Here is a 16,420-nt window from a genome sequence, read left to right on the forward strand (position 1 = left end):
GGCACATCATTGTCCCGCCTTTTGCTTTTGCAGTCAGTCGCGAACCGGGCCCGGGGCCAGAACTTCACGCGAACCGTTGGTGTTCATTGAGGTGACGACCCCGGCCATTTCCATGGCTTCGATCATGCGCGCAGCGCGGTTGTAACCAATCTTCAGCTTACGCTGTACCGCGGAAATCGACGCCCGGCGGCTTTCCAGGACGAACTGTACGGCTTCGTCATACAGCGCGTCGGCTTCCGGATCATCACCGTCACCGCCACCGCTGCTGCCTTCGAAACCGCTGCCCGCCTCTTCGACACCGTTGAGGATGTCATCGTTGTATTCCGGTGCGCCACGCAGTTTCCAGGCTTCGACCACGCGGTGTACTTCATCGTCGGAAACGAACGCGCCGTGTACCCGGATCGGCAGGCTGGTGCCCGGTGGCATATAGAGCATGTCGCCGTGACCGAGCAGTTGTTCGGCGCCACCCTGGTCGATGATGGTCCGCGAGTCGATCTTGCTCGACACTTGGAACGCCATACGCGTCGGAATGTTGGCCTTGATCAGACCGGTGATCACGTCCACCGAAGGTCGCTGGGTCGCGAGGATCAGGTGAATACCGGCGGCACGCGCTTTCTGTGCGATACGCGCAATCAGTTCTTCAACCTTCTTGCCGACGATCATCATCATGTCGGCGAATTCGTCGACCACCACGACGATGGTCGGCAGCTTCTGCAGCAGCGGCGTTTCGTCGTGAATGCTTTCGCGCTTGTACAGCGGATCGCTCAGCGGCTCGCCGGCGTCCTGGGCTTCCTTGACCTTGGCGTTGAAGCCGGACAGGTTACGCACGCCCATCTTCGCCATCAGCTTGTAGCGACGTTCCATCTCGGCAACGCTCCAGCGCAGGGCGTTGGCGGCGTCCTTCATGTCGGTCACGACCGGACACAGCAGGTGCGGAATGCCTTCGTAGATCGACAGTTCGAGCATTTTCGGGTCGATCATGATCAGTTTGGCGTCGTCCGGGCCGGATTTGAACAGGATCGACAGGATCATCGCATTCACGCCCACCGACTTACCGGAACCAGTGGTACCGGCGACCAGCAGGTGCGGCATCTTCGCCAGGTCGGTGATGACCGGTTTGCCGCCGATGTCGTGGCCCAGGGCCAGGGTGACCGGCGACTTGAAGTTGTCGTACTCGGGGGTCGACAGCACTTCGGAGAAACGCACGATCTGCCGGTCTTCGTTGGGGATCTCGATACCGACCGTGGTCTTGCCCGGTATCACCTCGACCACCCGCACACTGGTCACGGCCAGCGAACGTGCAAGGTCTTTCGCCAGGTTGGCGATGCGGCTGACTTTGACGCCGGCTGCAGGCTGGATTTCGTAACGGGTAATCACCGGGCCCGGGTGGATCGAGTCCACGGTGACTTCGACACCGAATTCCTTGAGCTTGATCTCCAGCAAGTGGCCGACCGCTGCCAGGGATTCCGGCGAATAGTTGAGTTGTTTCTTTTCCGCAGGATCGAGGATCGAGATCGGCGGCAAGGTACCTTCCACGGCGCTGTCGACGAACAACGGCACCTGTTTCTCTTTCTGCACACGCTTGCTTGGCTCCGGCGCCTTGGCCGGGGCCGGGGCGATGACCGGCGGTACCTGCTTCTCGCGGTCGGACATGTGCTTGCTCAGGGCCTGCTCGCGCTCGATCAGACGTTCCTTGACCTTGGCCTGTTCACGCTTGTCGGTGACAGTCGGGGCGACCACATCGTGAACGCGATCATCGACTTCACGCAGTTGCGCAACCAGTTGCTTACGCTCGGTTCGGGCCGACCACCAGCGGTTGATCGCGCCCTGAAACAGTTCGAACAGGTCGAGAGTGATCTTGCCGGTGACGTCCATCACCTTGAACCACGACAGGTCGGTGAACACCGTGAGGCCAAACAGGAACAGCGCAATGAACAACAGCGTGCTGCCCTGGATATTCAGGGCATTGCGCGCCAGATCGCCGAGACTTTCGCCCAGCGCCCCGCCCGCGCCCGCCGGCAGGCCGGTGGCCGCATGAAAATGGATATGCGCCAGCGCAGCGCCGGACAGCACCAGAAACACCAGACCGATCAGGCGCCAGGAGAACAGCCAGCCGCTCCACTGCCACGGCTCGTGACGTTGACGGAAGATCTGATACGCCTTGACCGCCAGCAGCAACGGGAAGATGTACGCGAAGTAACCCAGCACCATGAACAGGATGTCGGCGCTGTAAGAACCGGCGGGGCCGCCGAAATTCTGCACGTCGTCAATCTTGCTGTTGTGGCTCCAGCCCGGATCATCCTTGCCGTAGGTCAGCAAGGCCATCATCAGGAACAGGCACAAGGCACCGATGGCGATCAATGCACCTTCCTTGAGCCGGTAGTGCAATTGCTGGCGCCAGAGCGGAACGACTGTTTTTGGTGCTGCGGTGGATTTCTTCAAAACGCTTCTTTTCCTGCGCCCGGGGCGCGTCCATCTATTGAATGTCGATAAAAAACTGCCTAATCCAGGCAGGTAAAAAAGTGAACCGGCGCATCTGAGACTACTTTTAACACTGTGCCGCAGCTTTTATAAACACAGCCATAAACACAGCGCTCTACAAATATTCTGTAACAGCCCGGCATTGTACGGGTTTGTGCGGCTGATGCCATGCTTCAAGACCCATAGTTGAGCATAGCCATTGCCACAAATCCTGCGGTTCAATTTGAGCATGCATTGTCTTTTGTGACAAAGGCTTATGAGGTGTATTTGATGAACGCAGCGAAGCATTCACGCCTGATCATTCTCGGCTCCGGCCCTGCCGGTTACAGCGCCGCCGTGTACGCTGCCCGTGCCAACCTCAAACCGGTGGTGATCACCGGGCTGCAGGCCGGTGGTCAGCTCACCACCACCGTCGAAGTCGACAACTGGCCTGGCGACGTCGAAGGCCTGACCGGTCCAGTGCTGATGGAGCGCATGCAAAAACACGCCGAGCGCTTTGCCACAGAGATCGTTTACGACCACATCCACACCGCCAAGTTGCAGCAGCGCCCGTTCGAACTCATTGGCGACAGCGGCACTTACACCTGCGACGCGTTGATCATCGCCACCGGCGCCTCGGCGCAGTATCTGGGTCTACCTTCGGAAGAAGCCTTCGCCGGCAAAGGGGTTTCGGCGTGCGCGACCTGTGACGGCTTCTTCTATCGCAATCAGGTGGTCGCCGTGGTGGGCGGCGGCAATACCGCTGTCGAGGAGGCGCTGTACCTGTCGAACATCGCCAGAGAGGTGCATTTGATCCATCGCCGCGACAAATTGCGCTCGGAGAAAATCCTTCAGGACAAACTGTTCGAAAAAGCCGCCAACGGCAACGTTCGCCTGCACTGGAACCAGAACCTGGACGAAGTGCTGGGCGATGCCAGCGGCGTGACCGGTGCGCGCCTGCGTGACAGCCACAGCGGGCAGACCCGCGAGCTGACACTGGCCGGCGTGTTCATCGCCATCGGCCACAAACCCAACACCGACCTGTTCCAGGGCCAATTGCCAATGCGCGACGGCTACCTGCTGGTCAAGGGCGGCAGCGACGGCGACGCCACCTCCACCGAGATCCCCGGCGTCTTCGCTGCCGGCGATGTGGCCGACCACGTCTACCGCCAGGCCGTGACCTCGGCCGGCGCCGGCTGCATGGCGGCACTGGACGCGGAGAAGTATCTGGACGACATTCCTGTCATTTAACGGCACACTTTATCGCGGGCCTCGCGCCCACACCGCCCTCCCCTTCTGCAAGCCTGGACGCCATGCTGACTTGGTTACAACGCAATTCCCTGACCTTCCCGCCCCTGGAAAAGGCCATGCGCGATCCCAATGGATTGCTGGCTGCCGGTGGCGATCTGTCCGCCGATCGGCTGGTGCAGGCTTACCGGCACGGCTGTTTTCCGTGGTTCTCCGAAGGCCAGCCGATCCTCTGGTGGTCACCGGATCCGCGCACCGTGCTGTTTCCCGACGAACTGCATGTCTCGCGCAGCCTCGGCAAATTGCTGCGCAAGCAACGCTACCAGGTGACCTTCGATCAGGATTTCGACGCCGTGATTCGTGCCTGCGCCGCCCCCAGGGATTACGCCGACGGCACCTGGATCACCGAAGCCATGCAGGACGCCTACCTCGAACTGCACCGCCGCGGCTTCGCCCACTCAGTAGAGGTCTGGGATCAGGGCCAACTGGTCGGCGGCCTGTATGGCCTGGCGATGGGTCAGCTGTTTTTCGGCGAATCGATGTTCAGCCGCGCCGACAATGCCTCGAAATATGGCTTTGCCACGCTGGTTCAGCATCTGAAAAACGCCGGATTTGTCCTGATTGACTGCCAGATGCCGACCGACCATCTGCACAGCCTCGGCGCCCGGGCGATCCCCCGCCACGAATTCGCCGACTATCTGGCTCGCCACCTGGATCAACCCAGTCGTGCCACTTGGGTTTGCTGAGCGACTTTTGCGCGCGTGGCTTACACTTAATTCACCAGCTTATCCCGAGGGTTGATCATGACCGAGTTGGCGCGCTTGAAGTTCTATGCCACTCAGCCTCATTCCTGCAGTTATCTGCCCGAGGAGCAGGCGACGACGCTGTTTCTCGACCCGAGTCAGCCCATGGATGTGCATGTCTACGCAGACCTGTCGGAAATGGGTTTTCGTCGCAGCGGCGATCATCTGTATCGGCCCCATTGCCAGAATTGCAATGCGTGCGTGCCTGCACGCATCCCGGTGGCGCAGTTCCTGCCCAACCGCCAGCAGAAACGCATTTTCAAACGCAATGCCGATCTGCAGGTACGCCCGGTAAAACCGCACTTCAGCGAAGAATATTTCGATCTGTACCAGCGCTATATCGAGCAGCGACACGCCGACGGCGATATGTACCCGCCGAGCCGGGACCAGTTCTCGACCTTTCTGGTGCGCGATCTGCCCTTCTCGCGCTTTTATGAATTTCGTCTCGACGGACGGTTACTCGCCGTCGCGGTGACCGATCTGCTGCCCAATGGCTTGTCAGCGGTCTATACCTTCTACGAACCTGACGAAGAGCGCCGCAGTCTGGGTCGTTTCGCAATCCTGTGGCAAATCACCGAAAGCCAGCGCCTGGGGCTAGAGGCGGTGTATCTCGGTTACTGGATCAAGAACTGCAAAAAGATGAACTACAAGACCCAGTATCGCCCCATTGAATTGCTGATTAATCAGCGCTGGGTGATTCTTAACTGATCGCAAGCCGTAAACCCCTTGGCTTAAACCCCCTTTTTCGGGCACAATGCACGCCGCTTTTGCCTGGCGCAGTTGCACCGGGCCATTCATTGGACACCGAGGGCTTTACTGCATGTCGAAAGAAGACAGCTTCGAAATGGAAGGCACTGTCGTCGACACCCTGCCCAACACCATGTTTCGTGTGGAGTTGGAAAATGGGCACGTCGTAACCGCGCATATTTCCGGCAAGATGCGCAAGAACTACATTCGTATTCTTACCGGTGACAAAGTGCGCGTCGAGCTGACGCCCTATGACTTGAGCAAAGGGCGCATTACTTACCGCGCTCGTTAATCAAGTCAATACAAGACGCCCGGCTTTGCCGGGCGTTTTTGTTTGTCTGCGATTTGGGTTTGGGTTTGGGTTTGGGTTTGGGTTTGGGTTTGGGTTTGGGTTTGGGTTTGGGTTTGGGTTTGGGTTTGGGTTTGGGTTTGGGTTTGGGTTTGGGTTTGGGTTTGGGTTTGTGAGCATATCCGTTGCTGCGGGGGTTGCTGATTACGGTTCCGCCCTTACGGCGGGTCACTTTTTCCAAACGCCGAAAAAGTAACCAAAAAGGCTTCCCCCGGCGTACGGCACTTCGCTGAGGCTCAGTGTTCCCTCGCTACGGTGCCCATCAGGGGGCATCGCCTCCGGTTTGCTTCGCTGCACCTCCTCTCGATGGATGCGGCTTCGCCGCATGGCGCTGCGCGCCTACCCCTGATGGACACCTTCGCTCGGCCTGCCGAAGGGGCTGAAGATCAAAAGCCACATCAAAAGCCAAAGCCAAAGCCAAAGCAGATCAAAAAATCACAGCCTTCGGCAGTTCCTGCATGGCACTGGATGCATTCAGTTAGAAATTGGTCGGCTGGTAGGCCGCCTTCGCGAGCAAGCCCGCTCCCACAGTGGATTGGGGTAGGCAGTTGGAGATTGGCAGACTGGTCGGCCGCCATCGCTGGCAGGCCAGCTCCCACAATTGGGCCGGGGGCATCAGCAAGAGATTGGTCGGCTGTCAGGCCGCCATCGCCAGCAGGCTGGCTCCTACAATTCAGAGAGCGTGCAACCCTGCGGCGAAGCCGCCCCACTCAACACGATGAGCGTTAGCTCGAGTACCGCTTTTGATTTTGATCTGAGGGCCCGTCGGCAGGCTGAGTGGAGGGATTTGTCCGGGGGTGGGAGCGCAGCGACCGTTTGGCGCAGCCAAACACAGCGAGAGGAGGTGCAGCGAAGCAAACCGTAGGCGCTGCCCCCGGATGAATACCGGAGCGAAGGAACCCGAGCCCAAGCGAGGGCCGAACGTCAGGGTAAAGCCTTTTTGGTTACTTTTTCGGCGTCTGGAAAAAGTGACCCGCCGTAAGGGCGGAACCCCAAGCAGCCATAACCGCAGCAACGGATATACACCCAAAAACATCAGCCAACAAAAAGGCGCCCGAAGGCGCCTTCCAAACCAACAACCAAGCCGTCAGGCCATCTCCGCCGTAGTTTCGAAGTCAAACGTCAACTCACCATCCTTGATGTCGATGTGCACTACACCGCCATGCTCGGCCAGCTCGCCAAACAGAATCTCCTCCGCCAGCGGACGCTTGATCTTGTCCTGGATCAGACGCGCCATCGGACGTGCGCCCATCGCCGAGTCATAACCACCGGCCGCCAGCCAACTGCGCGCCGCATCGGTAACTTCCAGCAACACACGCTTGTCTTCCAGCTGCGCCTGTAGTTCGGTAAGGAACTTGTCCACCACACTTTTGATGACCTCATGGCTGAGGCGACCAAACTGGATAATGGTGTCCAGACGGTTACGGAACTCCGGCGTGAAGCTCTTCTTGATCACTTCCATCGCATCAGACGAGTGGTCCTGATGAGTGAAGCCGATCGAAGCACGCGCCGCGGTTTCGGCACCGGCGTTGGTGGTCATGATCACGATCACGTTGCGGAAATCCGCCTTGCGCCCGTTGTTGTCGGTGAGTGTGCCGTGGTCCATCACCTGCAGCAGCAGGTTGAAGACTTCCGGATGCGCCTTCTCGATTTCATCGAGCAGCAATACACAGTGCGGCTGCTTGGTGATCGCTTCGGTCAACAGACCGCCCTGATCAAAGCCGACATAGCCCGGAGGCGCACCGATCAGACGCGATACGGTGTGGCGCTCCATGTACTCGGACATGTCGAAGCGCACCAGTTCGATGCCCAACGCCTTGGCCAGTTGCCGCGCGGCCTCGGTTTTACCGACACCGGTAGGACCGGCGAACAGGAACGAACCGACTGGCTTGTCAGGCGACTTGAGGCCGGCACGGGACAGTTTGATCGCGGTCGACAGCGAATCGATCGCCGCATCCTGACCAAACACCGTCAGCTTCAGGTCGCGCTCCAGGTTACGCAGCAGTTCCTTGTCGGAGCTGGTGACGTGCTTCGGCGGAATCCGCGCGATCTTCGCCACAATGTCTTCAACCTGCGGCACTTCGATGCGTTTGACGCGCATCTCGACCGGCTGCAGGCGCTGATAGGCACCTGCCTCGTCGATCACGTCGATGGCCTTGTCCGGCATATGCCGGTCATTGATGTAGCGCGATGCCAGCTCGGCAGCGGCGCGCAACGACTCATCGCTGTATTCGATGTTGTGGTGCTGTTCGAAACGCCCTTTCAGGCCGCGCAGGATACCGATGGTGTCTTCCACCGACGGCTCGACAACATCGACCTTCTGGAAGCGTCGTGCCAGCGCACGATCCTTCTCGAAGATGCCACGGAATTCCTGGAACGTGGTCGAGCCGATGCAGCGAATGTCGCCAGACGACAGCAGCGGCTTGAGCAGGTTCGAGGCATCCATTACGCCACCGGACGCAGCGCCCGCACCGATGATGGTGTGGATCTCGTCGATGAACAGGATCGCCTGCGGACGTTTTTTCAGTTCATTGAGTAGCGCCTTGAAGCGCTTCTCGAAATCACCGCGATACTTGGTGCCTGCGAGCAGAGCGCCGAGGTCGAGCGAATAGACGACGCTGTTGGCCAGTAGATCCGGCACCTGGTTGTCGACAATCCGCTTGGCCAGGCCTTCGGCAATCGCGGTTTTACCCACGCCTGCCTCGCCGACCAGCAACGGATTGTTCTTGCGCCGGCGCGCGAGAATCTGCGCGACACGCTCGACTTCCATCTCGCGGCCGACCAGCGGGTCGATCCGGCCCTGGCGCGCGAGTTCGTTGAGATTGCTGGCATAAGCATCCAGCGGATTGCCTGAAGAAGAAGACTCACCGCCCTCGTCGTCCTGCATATCTTGTTCACCTTCAGAGTGATCGCCGTGCCCTGGCACTTTGGAAATGCCGTGGGCGATGTAATTGACGACATCAATGCGCGCAACGCTCTGCTGTTTCAGCAGGAATACGGCCTGACTCTCTTGCTCACTGAAGATTGCAACCAGCACGTTGGCGCCGGTTACTTCGCGTTTGCCCGAGCTCTGCACATGGAAGACAGCACGTTGCAGTACACGCTGGAAGCCCAGGGTTGGCTGGGTTTCGCGATCTTCGTCGTGGACGGGGATCAATGGCGTGGTGGAGTCGATGAACTCCTGCAGGTCGTGCTTGAGTTTGTCGAGGTTTGCGCCGCAGGCACGCAATACGGTGGCGGCAGCCTCATTGTCCAATAGGGCCAGCAGCAGGTGTTCGACGGTCATGAATTCATGACGCTTCGAACGAGCCTCCTTGAAGGCAAGATTGAGGGTGACTTCGAGCTCGCGGTTTAACATAGCTTCACCTCATACCCAAGTGGTCGGCGATTAACCGTCCTTCTCGATTTCACAGAGTAGCGGATGCTGGCTTTCCCTGGCGTACTGGTTGACCTGCATGGCCTTTGTCTCGGCGATGTCGCGGGTAAACACTCCACATACTGCCCGTCCTTCTGTGTGAACGGCCAGCATGACCTTGGTCGCCAGCTCGCGATTCAGGTTAAAAAACACCTCGAGCACTTCGACGACGAAATCCATCGGTGTGTAGTCATCGTTGAACAAAACCACCTTGTACATCGGCGGCGCCTGTAACGCAGGCTTTGCTTCCTGAACAGCAACGCCTGCCGAATCGTCGTCGTGCTCCTCTGGATGATCCTTTTGGAGAAGCGGGCGATCCTGATTGAATGTTAGTCGAATCTGGCTGATTGCATGCATGGAAAGAAAGGTTCGTCAGTTGTGCAAATACAGTGGTGGGGGCGGCTGTACACCTTTTCAACTCCGACTGCCCGGTCACCTTGACTATCGGGAAAACGGTGTTACAACCAATAGAGCCCACAGTGGGTAAAAAAGATCCGCGGAGTCAATCCTTTTAACGGATTAGATTGCGGATGTCCTGGATGATACTCCAGCGATGGAGTCTGTTGCAGAGGGATTTGAGCATGGCTGTCGGCAAGGTCAAGTGGTTCAACAATGCCAAGGGATTCGGCTTCATCAACACCGATGCCCGGGAAGGACGTGACGAGGACGGCAAAGTGGTCGATTTCTTTGCCCACTACTCGGCCATTGAGATGGACGGGTATAAAACTCTCAAGGCCGGGCAGATCGTCAGTTTCGACATCGTCCAAGGGCCCAAAGGCCTGCACGCGGTAAAGATCAAAGCGGCAACCGTGGCAGGCGAAACGGCTATGCATGCCCCTCATACAGAAACGGTATCAGGCTGACTCAACCGTCACCCGGTCATGAAAAAACCGCCCGAAGGCGGTTTTTTTGTACCTGCACGATTTACATGTGCTTGATGATCGCCTCACCGAAGCCCGATGAAGACACCAGCGTGGCGCCTTCCATCAGACGTTCGAAGTCATAGGTCACAGTCTTGGCCTTGATGGCGCCGTTCGTGCCCTTGATGATCAGGTCAGCTGCTTCGGTCCAGCCCAGATGACGCAACATCATCTCGGCCGACAGAATCACCGAGCCCGGGTTGACCTGGTCCTTGCCGGCGTACTTCGGCGCGGTACCGTGGGTCGCCTCGAACATGGCCACGGTGTCGGACAGGTTGGCGCCCGGCGCAATACCGATACCGCCCACTTCCGCCGCCAGGGCGTCGGAGAGGTAGTCACCGTTGAGGTTCAGCGTGGCGATCACGTCGTACTCGGCCGGACGCAGCAGGATCTGCTGGAGCATGGCGTCGGCAATGGCGTCCTTGACGATGACTTCACGGCCGGTTTTCGGGTTCTTGAACTTCATCCATGGGCCGCCATCGAGCAGCTCGGCGCCGAATTCTTCCTTCGCCACCTCGTAGCCCCAGTCCTTGAAGGCACCTTCGGTGAATTTCATGATGTTGCCCTTGTGCACGATGGTCAGCGACTTGCGGTCGTTGTCCACCACGTATTGCAGGGCCTTGCGCACCAGACGTTTGGTGCCTTCCTTGGAAACAGGCTTGATGCCGATACCGCAATCCTGGTCGAAACGGATCTTGGTGACGCCCATTTCTTCTTTCAGAAACTTGATGACCTTGGTGGCCTCAGGGGAGCCGGCCTTCCATTCGATACCGGCATAAATGTCTTCGGAGTTCTCGCGGAAAATCACCATGTCGACGTCGCCAGGCTTTTTCACCGGGCTTGGCACACCTTCGAACCACACCACGGGACGCAGGCACACATACAGATCGAGTTGCTGGCGCAGGGCAACGTTGAGGGAGCGGATGCCGCCACCGACCGGGGTGGTCAGTGGACCTTTGATAGAGACTACGTAATCCTTGACGGCGTCCAGGGTTTCCTGGGGCAGCCAGGTGTCCTGGTCATAGACCTGAGTTGCTTTTTCGCCAGCATAAACCTCCATCCAGGAAATCTTGCGCTTGCCCCCGTAGGCCTTGGCCACGGCAGCATCAACCACTTTGATCATCACCGGGCTGACGTCGACGCCAATGCCGTCACCTTCAATGAAGGGGATGATCGGGTTATCAGGAACATTGAGAGAATGGTCTGCATTGACGGTGATTTTGTCGCCGACGGCTGGAACCTGAATCTTCTTGTAACCCATGCTGAACTCCATTGTTTGGATTGAACATCTGGCTTGGTTCGAGCGTAACCCAGTTAAATCAACACGCAAACCCTCTGTTCACGGCGCGGCCACATCTGGTTTCGTACAAGCCTGAAAGCAAAGGGAAAAGCGCCAAACTCAAGCATTCGCAGCGACTCTACGCCCCACCCGCCCCTGCGACCTTTAGACCAATGGACGAGAATCGTTGCATATGAACCATCGGCAGATTGCCAGCTACCTATGTATAATGCCGCCCGCTGACCAAAGGGTCACGACGGCTGGCCTCTCTAGCACGAGACTTTCCGCCTGATTGGTCGGGTTGTTACCGCAGTCCGACTGCTTGACGCTCTACTGATGCACCCAACATCACCGCGAAGAATCTCGACATTCGGTTCATGGATGACTTTGAACGAACGCGCTTACCCGGCGCCCCTCGAGTTTCTGCGCACGCTTTAGCAAAGAAGAGAGAGTTAATCCGAATATGCCCACCCGCTCGAAGATCATCTATACCTTCACCGACGAAGCTCCAGCCCTCGCCACCTATTCCCTGCTGCCGATCATCGAGGCTTACACCGCCTCGGCCGATATCGCCGTGGAAACCCGCGATATCTCTCTTGCAGCACGCATCCTGGCCAGCTTCCCCGAGCAACTGGGCGACAAAGCCGTAGCCGACCACCTCGCCGAACTGGGCGACCTGGCCGTTACGCCTGAAGCCAACATCATCAAGCTGCCGAACATCAGTGCTTCGGTGCCTCAGCTGCAAGCGGCGATCAAAGAGCTGCAAGCCCAGGGTTACAACCTGCCGGACTACCCGGAAACCGTGACCAACGACGCCGAAAAAGAAGCCAAGGCGCGTTACGACAAGGTCAAGGGCAGCGCCGTGAACCCGGTTCTGCGTGAAGGCAACTCCGACCGCCGCGCTCCGCTGTCGGTAAAAAACTACGCTCGCAAGCACCCGCACAAAATGGGCGCCTGGGCCAAAGACTCCAAATCCCACGTCGCTCACATGAGCACCGGCGATTTCTACGGCAGCGAAAAAGCTGCTCTGATCGACGCCGCTGACGCTGTGAAAATCGAGCTGATCGCCAAAGACGGCACCGCAACCGTCCTGAAAGAAAAAACCAGTGTTCAGGCTGGCGAGATCCTCGACTGCGCCGTGATGAGCAAAAACGCCCTGCGCGCGTTCATCGCCGCTGAAATCGACAGCGCCAAGGCGCAAGGCGTACTGCTCTCGGTGCACCTGAAAGCGACCATGATGAAGGTCTCCGACCCGATCATGTTCGGCCAGATCGTTGCCGAGTTCTATAACGACGCCCTGACCAAGCACGCTGACGTGCTGGCCCAGATCGGCTTCAACCTGAACAACGGCATCGGCGACCTGTACGCGCGCATCAAGGCTCTGCCGGCCGAGCAGCAAGCACAGATCGAAGCTGACATCGCAGCGGTCTACGCTGCTCGCCCATCCCTGGCGATGGTCAACTCCGACAAGGGCATCACCAACCTGCACGTGCCGAGCGACGTCATCGTCGACGCCTCGATGCCAGCGATGATCCGTGACTCCGGCAAAATGTGGGGTACCGACGGTCAGTTGCACGACACCAAGGCAGTGATCCCGGATCGTTGCTACGCAACCATCTACCAGGCCGTGATCGAAGATTGCAAAGCCAACGGCGCGTTCGATCCGACCACCATGGGCAGCGTGCCGAACGTTGGCCTGATGGCGAAGAAAGCCGAAGAGTACGGCTCGCACGACAAGACTTTCCAGATCAAGGCTGACGGCGTGGTTCGCGTTACCGACAGCAAGGGCAACCTGCTGATGGAACAGGCTGTCGAAGCCGGCGACATCTTCCGCATGTGCCAGACCAAAGACGCGCCGATCCAGGACTGGGTCAAACTGGCTGTCAACCGTGCTCGCGCCAGCAGCACCCCGGCGATCTTCTGGCTGGATCCGATGCGCGCCCACGACGGCGTAGTGATCGAGAAGGTTCAGGCTTACCTGAAGGATCACGACACCACTGGTCTGGATATCCAGATCATGGCGCCGGTCGATGCCATGAAGTACACCCTGCAGCGCACCCGCGAAGGCAAGGACACCATCTCGGTGACCGGCAACGTACTGCGCGACTACCTGACCGACCTGTTCCCGATCATGGAACTGGGCACCAGCGCCAAGATGCTGTCGATCGTGCCGCTGATGAACGGCGGTGGTCTGTTCGAAACCGGCGCCGGTGGTTCGGCTCCGAAGCACGTGCAGCAATTGGTTGAAGAGAACTTCCTGCGCTGGGATTCGCTGGGCGAATTCCTGGCTCTGGCAGCCTCCCTCGAGCATTTGGGTGTGAACTACAACAACCCGAAAGCGCTGGTTCTGTCGAAAACCCTGGATCAGGCCACCGGCCAGTTCCTCGACAACAACAAGTCGCCATCGCGCAAGGTCGGCAACATCGACAACCGCGGCAGCCACTTCTACCTGGCGCTGTACTGGGCTCAGGCCCTGGCCGCCCAGACCGAAGACGCTGCACTGCAAGCGCAGTTCGCGACCCTGGCCAAAACCCTGACCGAGAACGAGGCGACCATCGTTGCCGAGCTCAACGCCGTGCAGGGCAAGCCAGTGGACATCGGTGGTTACTACCACGCCGACGCCGAGCTGATCAGCAAGGCCATGCGCCCAAGCGCAACCTTCAACGCGGCGATTGCTGCGCTGGTTTAAGGTTGTAATGCTGTAAAGAAGCCCCGGCCCAGTGCCGGGGTTTCTGTTTCCGAACACAACACAAGCCCCTTGTAGGAGTGAGCCTGCTCGCGATAGCGGTATACCATTCAACGATTATGGTGGCTGACATTGCGCTATCGCGAGCAGGCTCACTCCTACAGGGATTAGGTTTCAATTCAATATTTGAGGACACCCTATGGAATGGCTCCCCCACATCACCGTCGCCACCATCGTCGAAGACAACGGCCGTTTCCTGATGGTCGAAGAGCACAAGGCCGGGCGTAATGTGCTCAACCAGCCCGCCGGCCACCTGGATCCGGACGAAACCCTGATCGAAGCCGCCATCCGCGAAACCCTTGAGGAAACCGGCTGGGACGTCGAACCCACCGGCGTGATCGGCATTTATCTGTATACCGCGCCGAGCAACGGCGTGACGTATCAACGCGTGTGCTTCAGCGCCAAAGCGGTGAAACACCACCCCGACTATCAACTGGACGACGGCATCGTCGGCGCCAAGTGGTTGACCCGTAGCGAATTAATCGCTCAGCGCGACAACTGGCGCAGCGAGCTGATCATCCGTTGCATCGACGACTATCTGGCCGGCCATCACTTCAGTCTCGAACTGATCCGCCCTTCTCTTTAGCCTTGAGGCCGTGAGCCTGCTAGAATCGCGTCCTTTTTCAAGACACTCATTGAATCCCTATGCGTGATCCAGCCCCTTCTGACACATCCAAGAAGCGCGTCATTGTCGGCATGTCCGGCGGCGTGGACTCTTCCGTTTCCGCTCTCCTGCTGATCGAGCAGGGTTACGAGGTGGAAGGCCTGTTCATGAAGAACTGGGAAGAAGACGACGGAACGGAATACTGCACCGCCATGGACGACCTGGCGGATGCCCAAGCCGTGTGCGACAAGATCGGCATCAAGCTGCACACCGCCAACTTCGCCGCCGAGTACTGGGACAACGTGTTCGAGCACTTCCTGGCCGAATACAAGGCCGGTCGCACGCCGAACCCGGACATCCTGTGCAACCGCGAGATCAAGTTCAAGGCGTTCCTCGACTACGCCATGATGCTCGGTGCCGACCTGATCGCCACCGGCCACTATGTGCGCCGTCGCGACATCGATGGCCGCACTGAACTGCTCAAGGGCCTCGATCCGAACAAGGACCAGAGCTACTTCCTGCACGCTGTCGGCGGCGAACAGATCGCCAAGACCCTGTTCCCGGTCGGTGAACTGGAAAAGCCCGAAGTGCGCGCCATTGCCGAGAAATACGAGCTGGCGACCGCCAAGAAGAAGGATTCCACCGGGATCTGCTTCATCGGCGAGCGACGTTTCAGCGATTTCCTCAAGCAATACTTGCCGGCGCAACCGGGCGAGATCAAGACCACTGAAGGCGAAGTCATCGGCCGTCACCACGGCTTGATGTACCACACCATCGGTCAGCGTCAGGGCCTGGGTATTGGCGGCCTGAAAGATGCCGGCGACGAGCCGTGGTACGTGCTGCGCAAGGATCTGGACACTAACGAGCTTATCGTCGGCCAGGGCAACAACCATCCGTGGCTGTTCTCCAGCGCCCTGCTCGCTTCGGAAATCTATTGGGTCAACCCGATCGACCTGAGCCAGCCACTGCGCCTCACTGCCAAAGTGCGTTATCGCCAGAGCGATCAGGCTTGCACCCTGGAAAAAACCGAAAACGGCTACCGCGCCGTGTTCGACGAACCGCAACGCGCGGTGACCCCGGGCCAGTCCGTGGTGTTCTACGACGGTGAAATCTGCCTCGGTGGCGGCGTGATCGAAGTTGCCGAGCCGTGGAGCGGCCAGGCATGAGCCCGACTCAGGAGCAACTGACGGCGCTGGGCGGGGTGTTTCTCGCCGCCGTGCTGGTCGACCGCATCGCCAAGACCGGGCAGACCAGTGAGGCCGGCCTGAGCTGCATGCTCGGCAGCCTGCTGGTACGCGACCCGAAGGACACACTGGACGTGTACGGCGGCGACGACCTCAATCTGCGCGAGGGTTATCGGGCATTGATCGGCGCCCTCGAGCGCGACCCGAGCACCCTGCAACGCGAACCGCTGCGCTATGCCCTGTCGATGCTCGGCCTGGAACGCCAACTGGCCAAACGCGACGACATGCTCGACACCATTGGCAAGCGCCTGCCGCAGATCCAGTCGCAGGTCGAGCACTTCGGCCCGGCCCACGAAAACGTGATCGCCGCTTGCGGTGCGCTGTATCAGGACACCCTGAGCACCCTGCGCCAGCGCATTCAGGTGCATGGCGACATGCGCAACCTGCAGCAACCGAGCAACGCCTCGAAGATCCGTGCCCTGCTGCTGGCCGGCATCCGTTCGGCACGCCTGTGGCGACAGCTCGGCGGCCACCGCTGGCAGTTGGTGATCAGCCGGCGCAAGCTGCTCAAAGAGCTGTATCCGTTGATGCGCAGCGAGTAAATCGTCGCGCAATAAAAGTTTTGTAGTCTGTAGCGCGTAATACGCCGGTCAGTTGGCAACGGA

At 59.0% G+C, this 16,420-nt stretch carries 14 protein-coding genes; 10 read left to right on the forward strand and 4 right to left on the reverse strand.

The annotated features are described in order from the left end of the window. Nucleotides 1-33: 33 nt before the first annotated feature. Nucleotides 34-2,442, reverse strand: coding sequence for a DNA translocase FtsK (locus V3W27_RS14175; RefSeq protein WP_330206872.1), 2,409 nt, complete (start codon nt 2,440-2,442; stop codon nt 34-36). Nucleotides 2,443-2,751: 309 nt separating this feature from the next. Between V3W27_RS14175 and trxB the strand changes: the two genes are divergently transcribed. The 4 genes from trxB (at nt 2,752) to infA (ending at nt 5,550) form a co-directional block, all read left to right on the forward strand. Continuing rightward, nucleotides 2,752-3,711: a thioredoxin-disulfide reductase gene (gene trxB / locus V3W27_RS14180; protein WP_330206873.1), complete on the forward strand. Its 960-nt coding sequence runs from the start codon at nt 2,752-2,754 to the stop codon at nt 3,709-3,711. Nucleotides 3,712-3,773: 62 nt separating this feature from the next. Further along, entirely contained in the window at nt 3,774-4,454 is a 681-nt protein-coding gene (gene aat, locus V3W27_RS14185; protein ID WP_247268615.1) for a leucyl/phenylalanyl-tRNA--protein transferase, read from the forward strand. Between the two features lie 57 nt (nt 4,455-4,511). Next, entirely contained in the window at nt 4,512-5,219 is a 708-nt protein-coding gene (locus tag V3W27_RS14190; protein WP_027614671.1) for an arginyltransferase, read from the forward strand. A 112-nt stretch (nt 5,220-5,331) separates the two neighbouring features. Then, nucleotides 5,332-5,550, forward strand: a complete 219-nt coding sequence (gene infA, locus V3W27_RS14195; protein WP_002553999.1) for a translation initiation factor IF-1 — start codon at nt 5,332-5,334, stop codon at nt 5,548-5,550. Nucleotides 5,551-6,694: 1,144 nt separating this feature from the next. Here the strand turns inward: infA and clpA are convergent. Further along, nucleotides 6,695-8,965 carry an ATP-dependent Clp protease ATP-binding subunit ClpA gene (gene clpA, locus V3W27_RS14200; protein ID WP_097088113.1) on the reverse strand — a complete coding sequence of 757 codons (2,271 nt, stop codon included), beginning with the start codon at nt 8,963-8,965 and terminating at the stop codon, nt 6,695-6,697. Nucleotides 8,966-8,995: 30 nt separating this feature from the next. Beyond that, a complete protein-coding gene (gene clpS, locus V3W27_RS14205; RefSeq protein WP_027614670.1) occupies nt 8,996-9,379 on the reverse strand; it encodes an ATP-dependent Clp protease adapter ClpS in 384 nt (127 codons plus the stop codon). A gap of 224 nt (nt 9,380-9,603) precedes the next feature. On the opposite strand from clpS, the gene V3W27_RS14210 reads away from it, so the two are divergent. After that, nucleotides 9,604-9,885 carry a cold shock domain-containing protein gene (locus tag V3W27_RS14210; protein ID WP_247268614.1) on the forward strand — a complete coding sequence of 94 codons (282 nt, stop codon included), beginning with the start codon at nt 9,604-9,606 and terminating at the stop codon, nt 9,883-9,885. A gap of 61 nt (nt 9,886-9,946) precedes the next feature. On the opposite strand, the gene icd is transcribed toward V3W27_RS14210, so the two are convergent. Further along, nucleotides 9,947-11,203 carry an NADP-dependent isocitrate dehydrogenase gene (gene icd / locus V3W27_RS14215; RefSeq protein WP_003223831.1) on the reverse strand — a complete coding sequence of 419 codons (1,257 nt, stop codon included), beginning with the start codon at nt 11,201-11,203 and terminating at the stop codon, nt 9,947-9,949. 481 nt (nt 11,204-11,684) lie between these two features. Between icd and V3W27_RS14220 the strand changes: the two genes are divergently transcribed. The 5 genes from V3W27_RS14220 (at nt 11,685) to hflD (ending at nt 16,357) form a co-directional block, all read left to right on the forward strand. Continuing rightward, entirely contained in the window at nt 11,685-13,910 is a 2,226-nt protein-coding gene (locus V3W27_RS14220; RefSeq protein WP_330206874.1) for an NADP-dependent isocitrate dehydrogenase, read from the forward strand. A gap of 31 nt (nt 13,911-13,941) precedes the next feature. After that, on the forward strand, nt 13,942-14,037 hold the full coding sequence (locus V3W27_RS28205; RefSeq protein ID WP_226501325.1) for a hypothetical protein: 96 nt from the start codon (nt 13,942-13,944) through the stop codon (nt 14,035-14,037). Between the two features lie 69 nt (nt 14,038-14,106). Beyond that, nucleotides 14,107-14,553 carry an NUDIX hydrolase gene (locus V3W27_RS14225; RefSeq protein ID WP_139054568.1) on the forward strand — a complete coding sequence of 149 codons (447 nt, stop codon included), beginning with the start codon at nt 14,107-14,109 and terminating at the stop codon, nt 14,551-14,553. A gap of 59 nt (nt 14,554-14,612) precedes the next feature. Beyond that, nucleotides 14,613-15,737: a tRNA 2-thiouridine(34) synthase MnmA gene (gene mnmA / locus V3W27_RS14230; protein WP_027614667.1), complete on the forward strand. Its 1,125-nt coding sequence runs from the start codon at nt 14,613-14,615 to the stop codon at nt 15,735-15,737. After that, the gene (gene hflD, locus V3W27_RS14235; protein ID WP_003223824.1) at nt 15,734-16,357 is read left to right on the forward strand and encodes a high frequency lysogenization protein HflD; all 624 of its coding nucleotides are present in this window, start codon (nt 15,734-15,736) and stop codon (nt 16,355-16,357) included. The genes mnmA and hflD overlap by 4 nt, the downstream gene beginning before the upstream one ends. Nucleotides 16,358-16,420: the final 63 nt, after the last annotated feature.

Origin of the sequence: Pseudomonas sp. AM14(2022) (assembly GCF_036346455.1) — a bacterium.
GTDB classification, from domain to species: Bacteria; Pseudomonadota; Gammaproteobacteria; order Pseudomonadales; family Pseudomonadaceae; genus Aquipseudomonas; species Aquipseudomonas putida_A.

Excerpts from the sequence above, each read along its gene's own strand:
- trxB (WP_330206873.1), top strand. The coding sequence starts at position 2,752 with ATGAACGCAGCGAAGCATTCACGCCTGATCATTCTCGGCTCCGGCCCT.
- aat (WP_247268615.1), top strand. The coding sequence starts at position 3,774 with ATGCTGACTTGGTTACAACGCAATTCCCTGACCTTCCCGCCCCTGGAA.
- V3W27_RS14190 (WP_027614671.1), top strand. The coding sequence starts at position 4,512 with ATGACCGAGTTGGCGCGCTTGAAGTTCTATGCCACTCAGCCTCATTCC.
- infA (WP_002553999.1), top strand. The coding sequence starts at position 5,332 with ATGTCGAAAGAAGACAGCTTCGAAATGGAAGGCACTGTCGTCGACACC.
- clpA (WP_097088113.1), bottom strand. The coding sequence starts at position 8,965 with ATGTTAAACCGCGAGCTCGAAGTCACCCTCAATCTTGCCTTCAAGGAG.
- clpS (WP_027614670.1), bottom strand. The coding sequence starts at position 9,379 with ATGCATGCAATCAGCCAGATTCGACTAACATTCAATCAGGATCGCCCG.
- V3W27_RS14210 (WP_247268614.1), top strand. The coding sequence starts at position 9,604 with ATGGCTGTCGGCAAGGTCAAGTGGTTCAACAATGCCAAGGGATTCGGC.
- icd (WP_003223831.1), bottom strand. The coding sequence starts at position 11,203 with ATGGGTTACAAGAAGATTCAGGTTCCAGCCGTCGGCGACAAAATCACC.
- V3W27_RS14220 (WP_330206874.1), top strand. The coding sequence starts at position 11,685 with ATGCCCACCCGCTCGAAGATCATCTATACCTTCACCGACGAAGCTCCA.
- V3W27_RS14225 (WP_139054568.1), top strand. The coding sequence starts at position 14,107 with ATGGAATGGCTCCCCCACATCACCGTCGCCACCATCGTCGAAGACAAC.
- mnmA (WP_027614667.1), top strand. The coding sequence starts at position 14,613 with ATGCGTGATCCAGCCCCTTCTGACACATCCAAGAAGCGCGTCATTGTC.
- hflD (WP_003223824.1), top strand. The coding sequence starts at position 15,734 with ATGAGCCCGACTCAGGAGCAACTGACGGCGCTGGGCGGGGTGTTTCTC.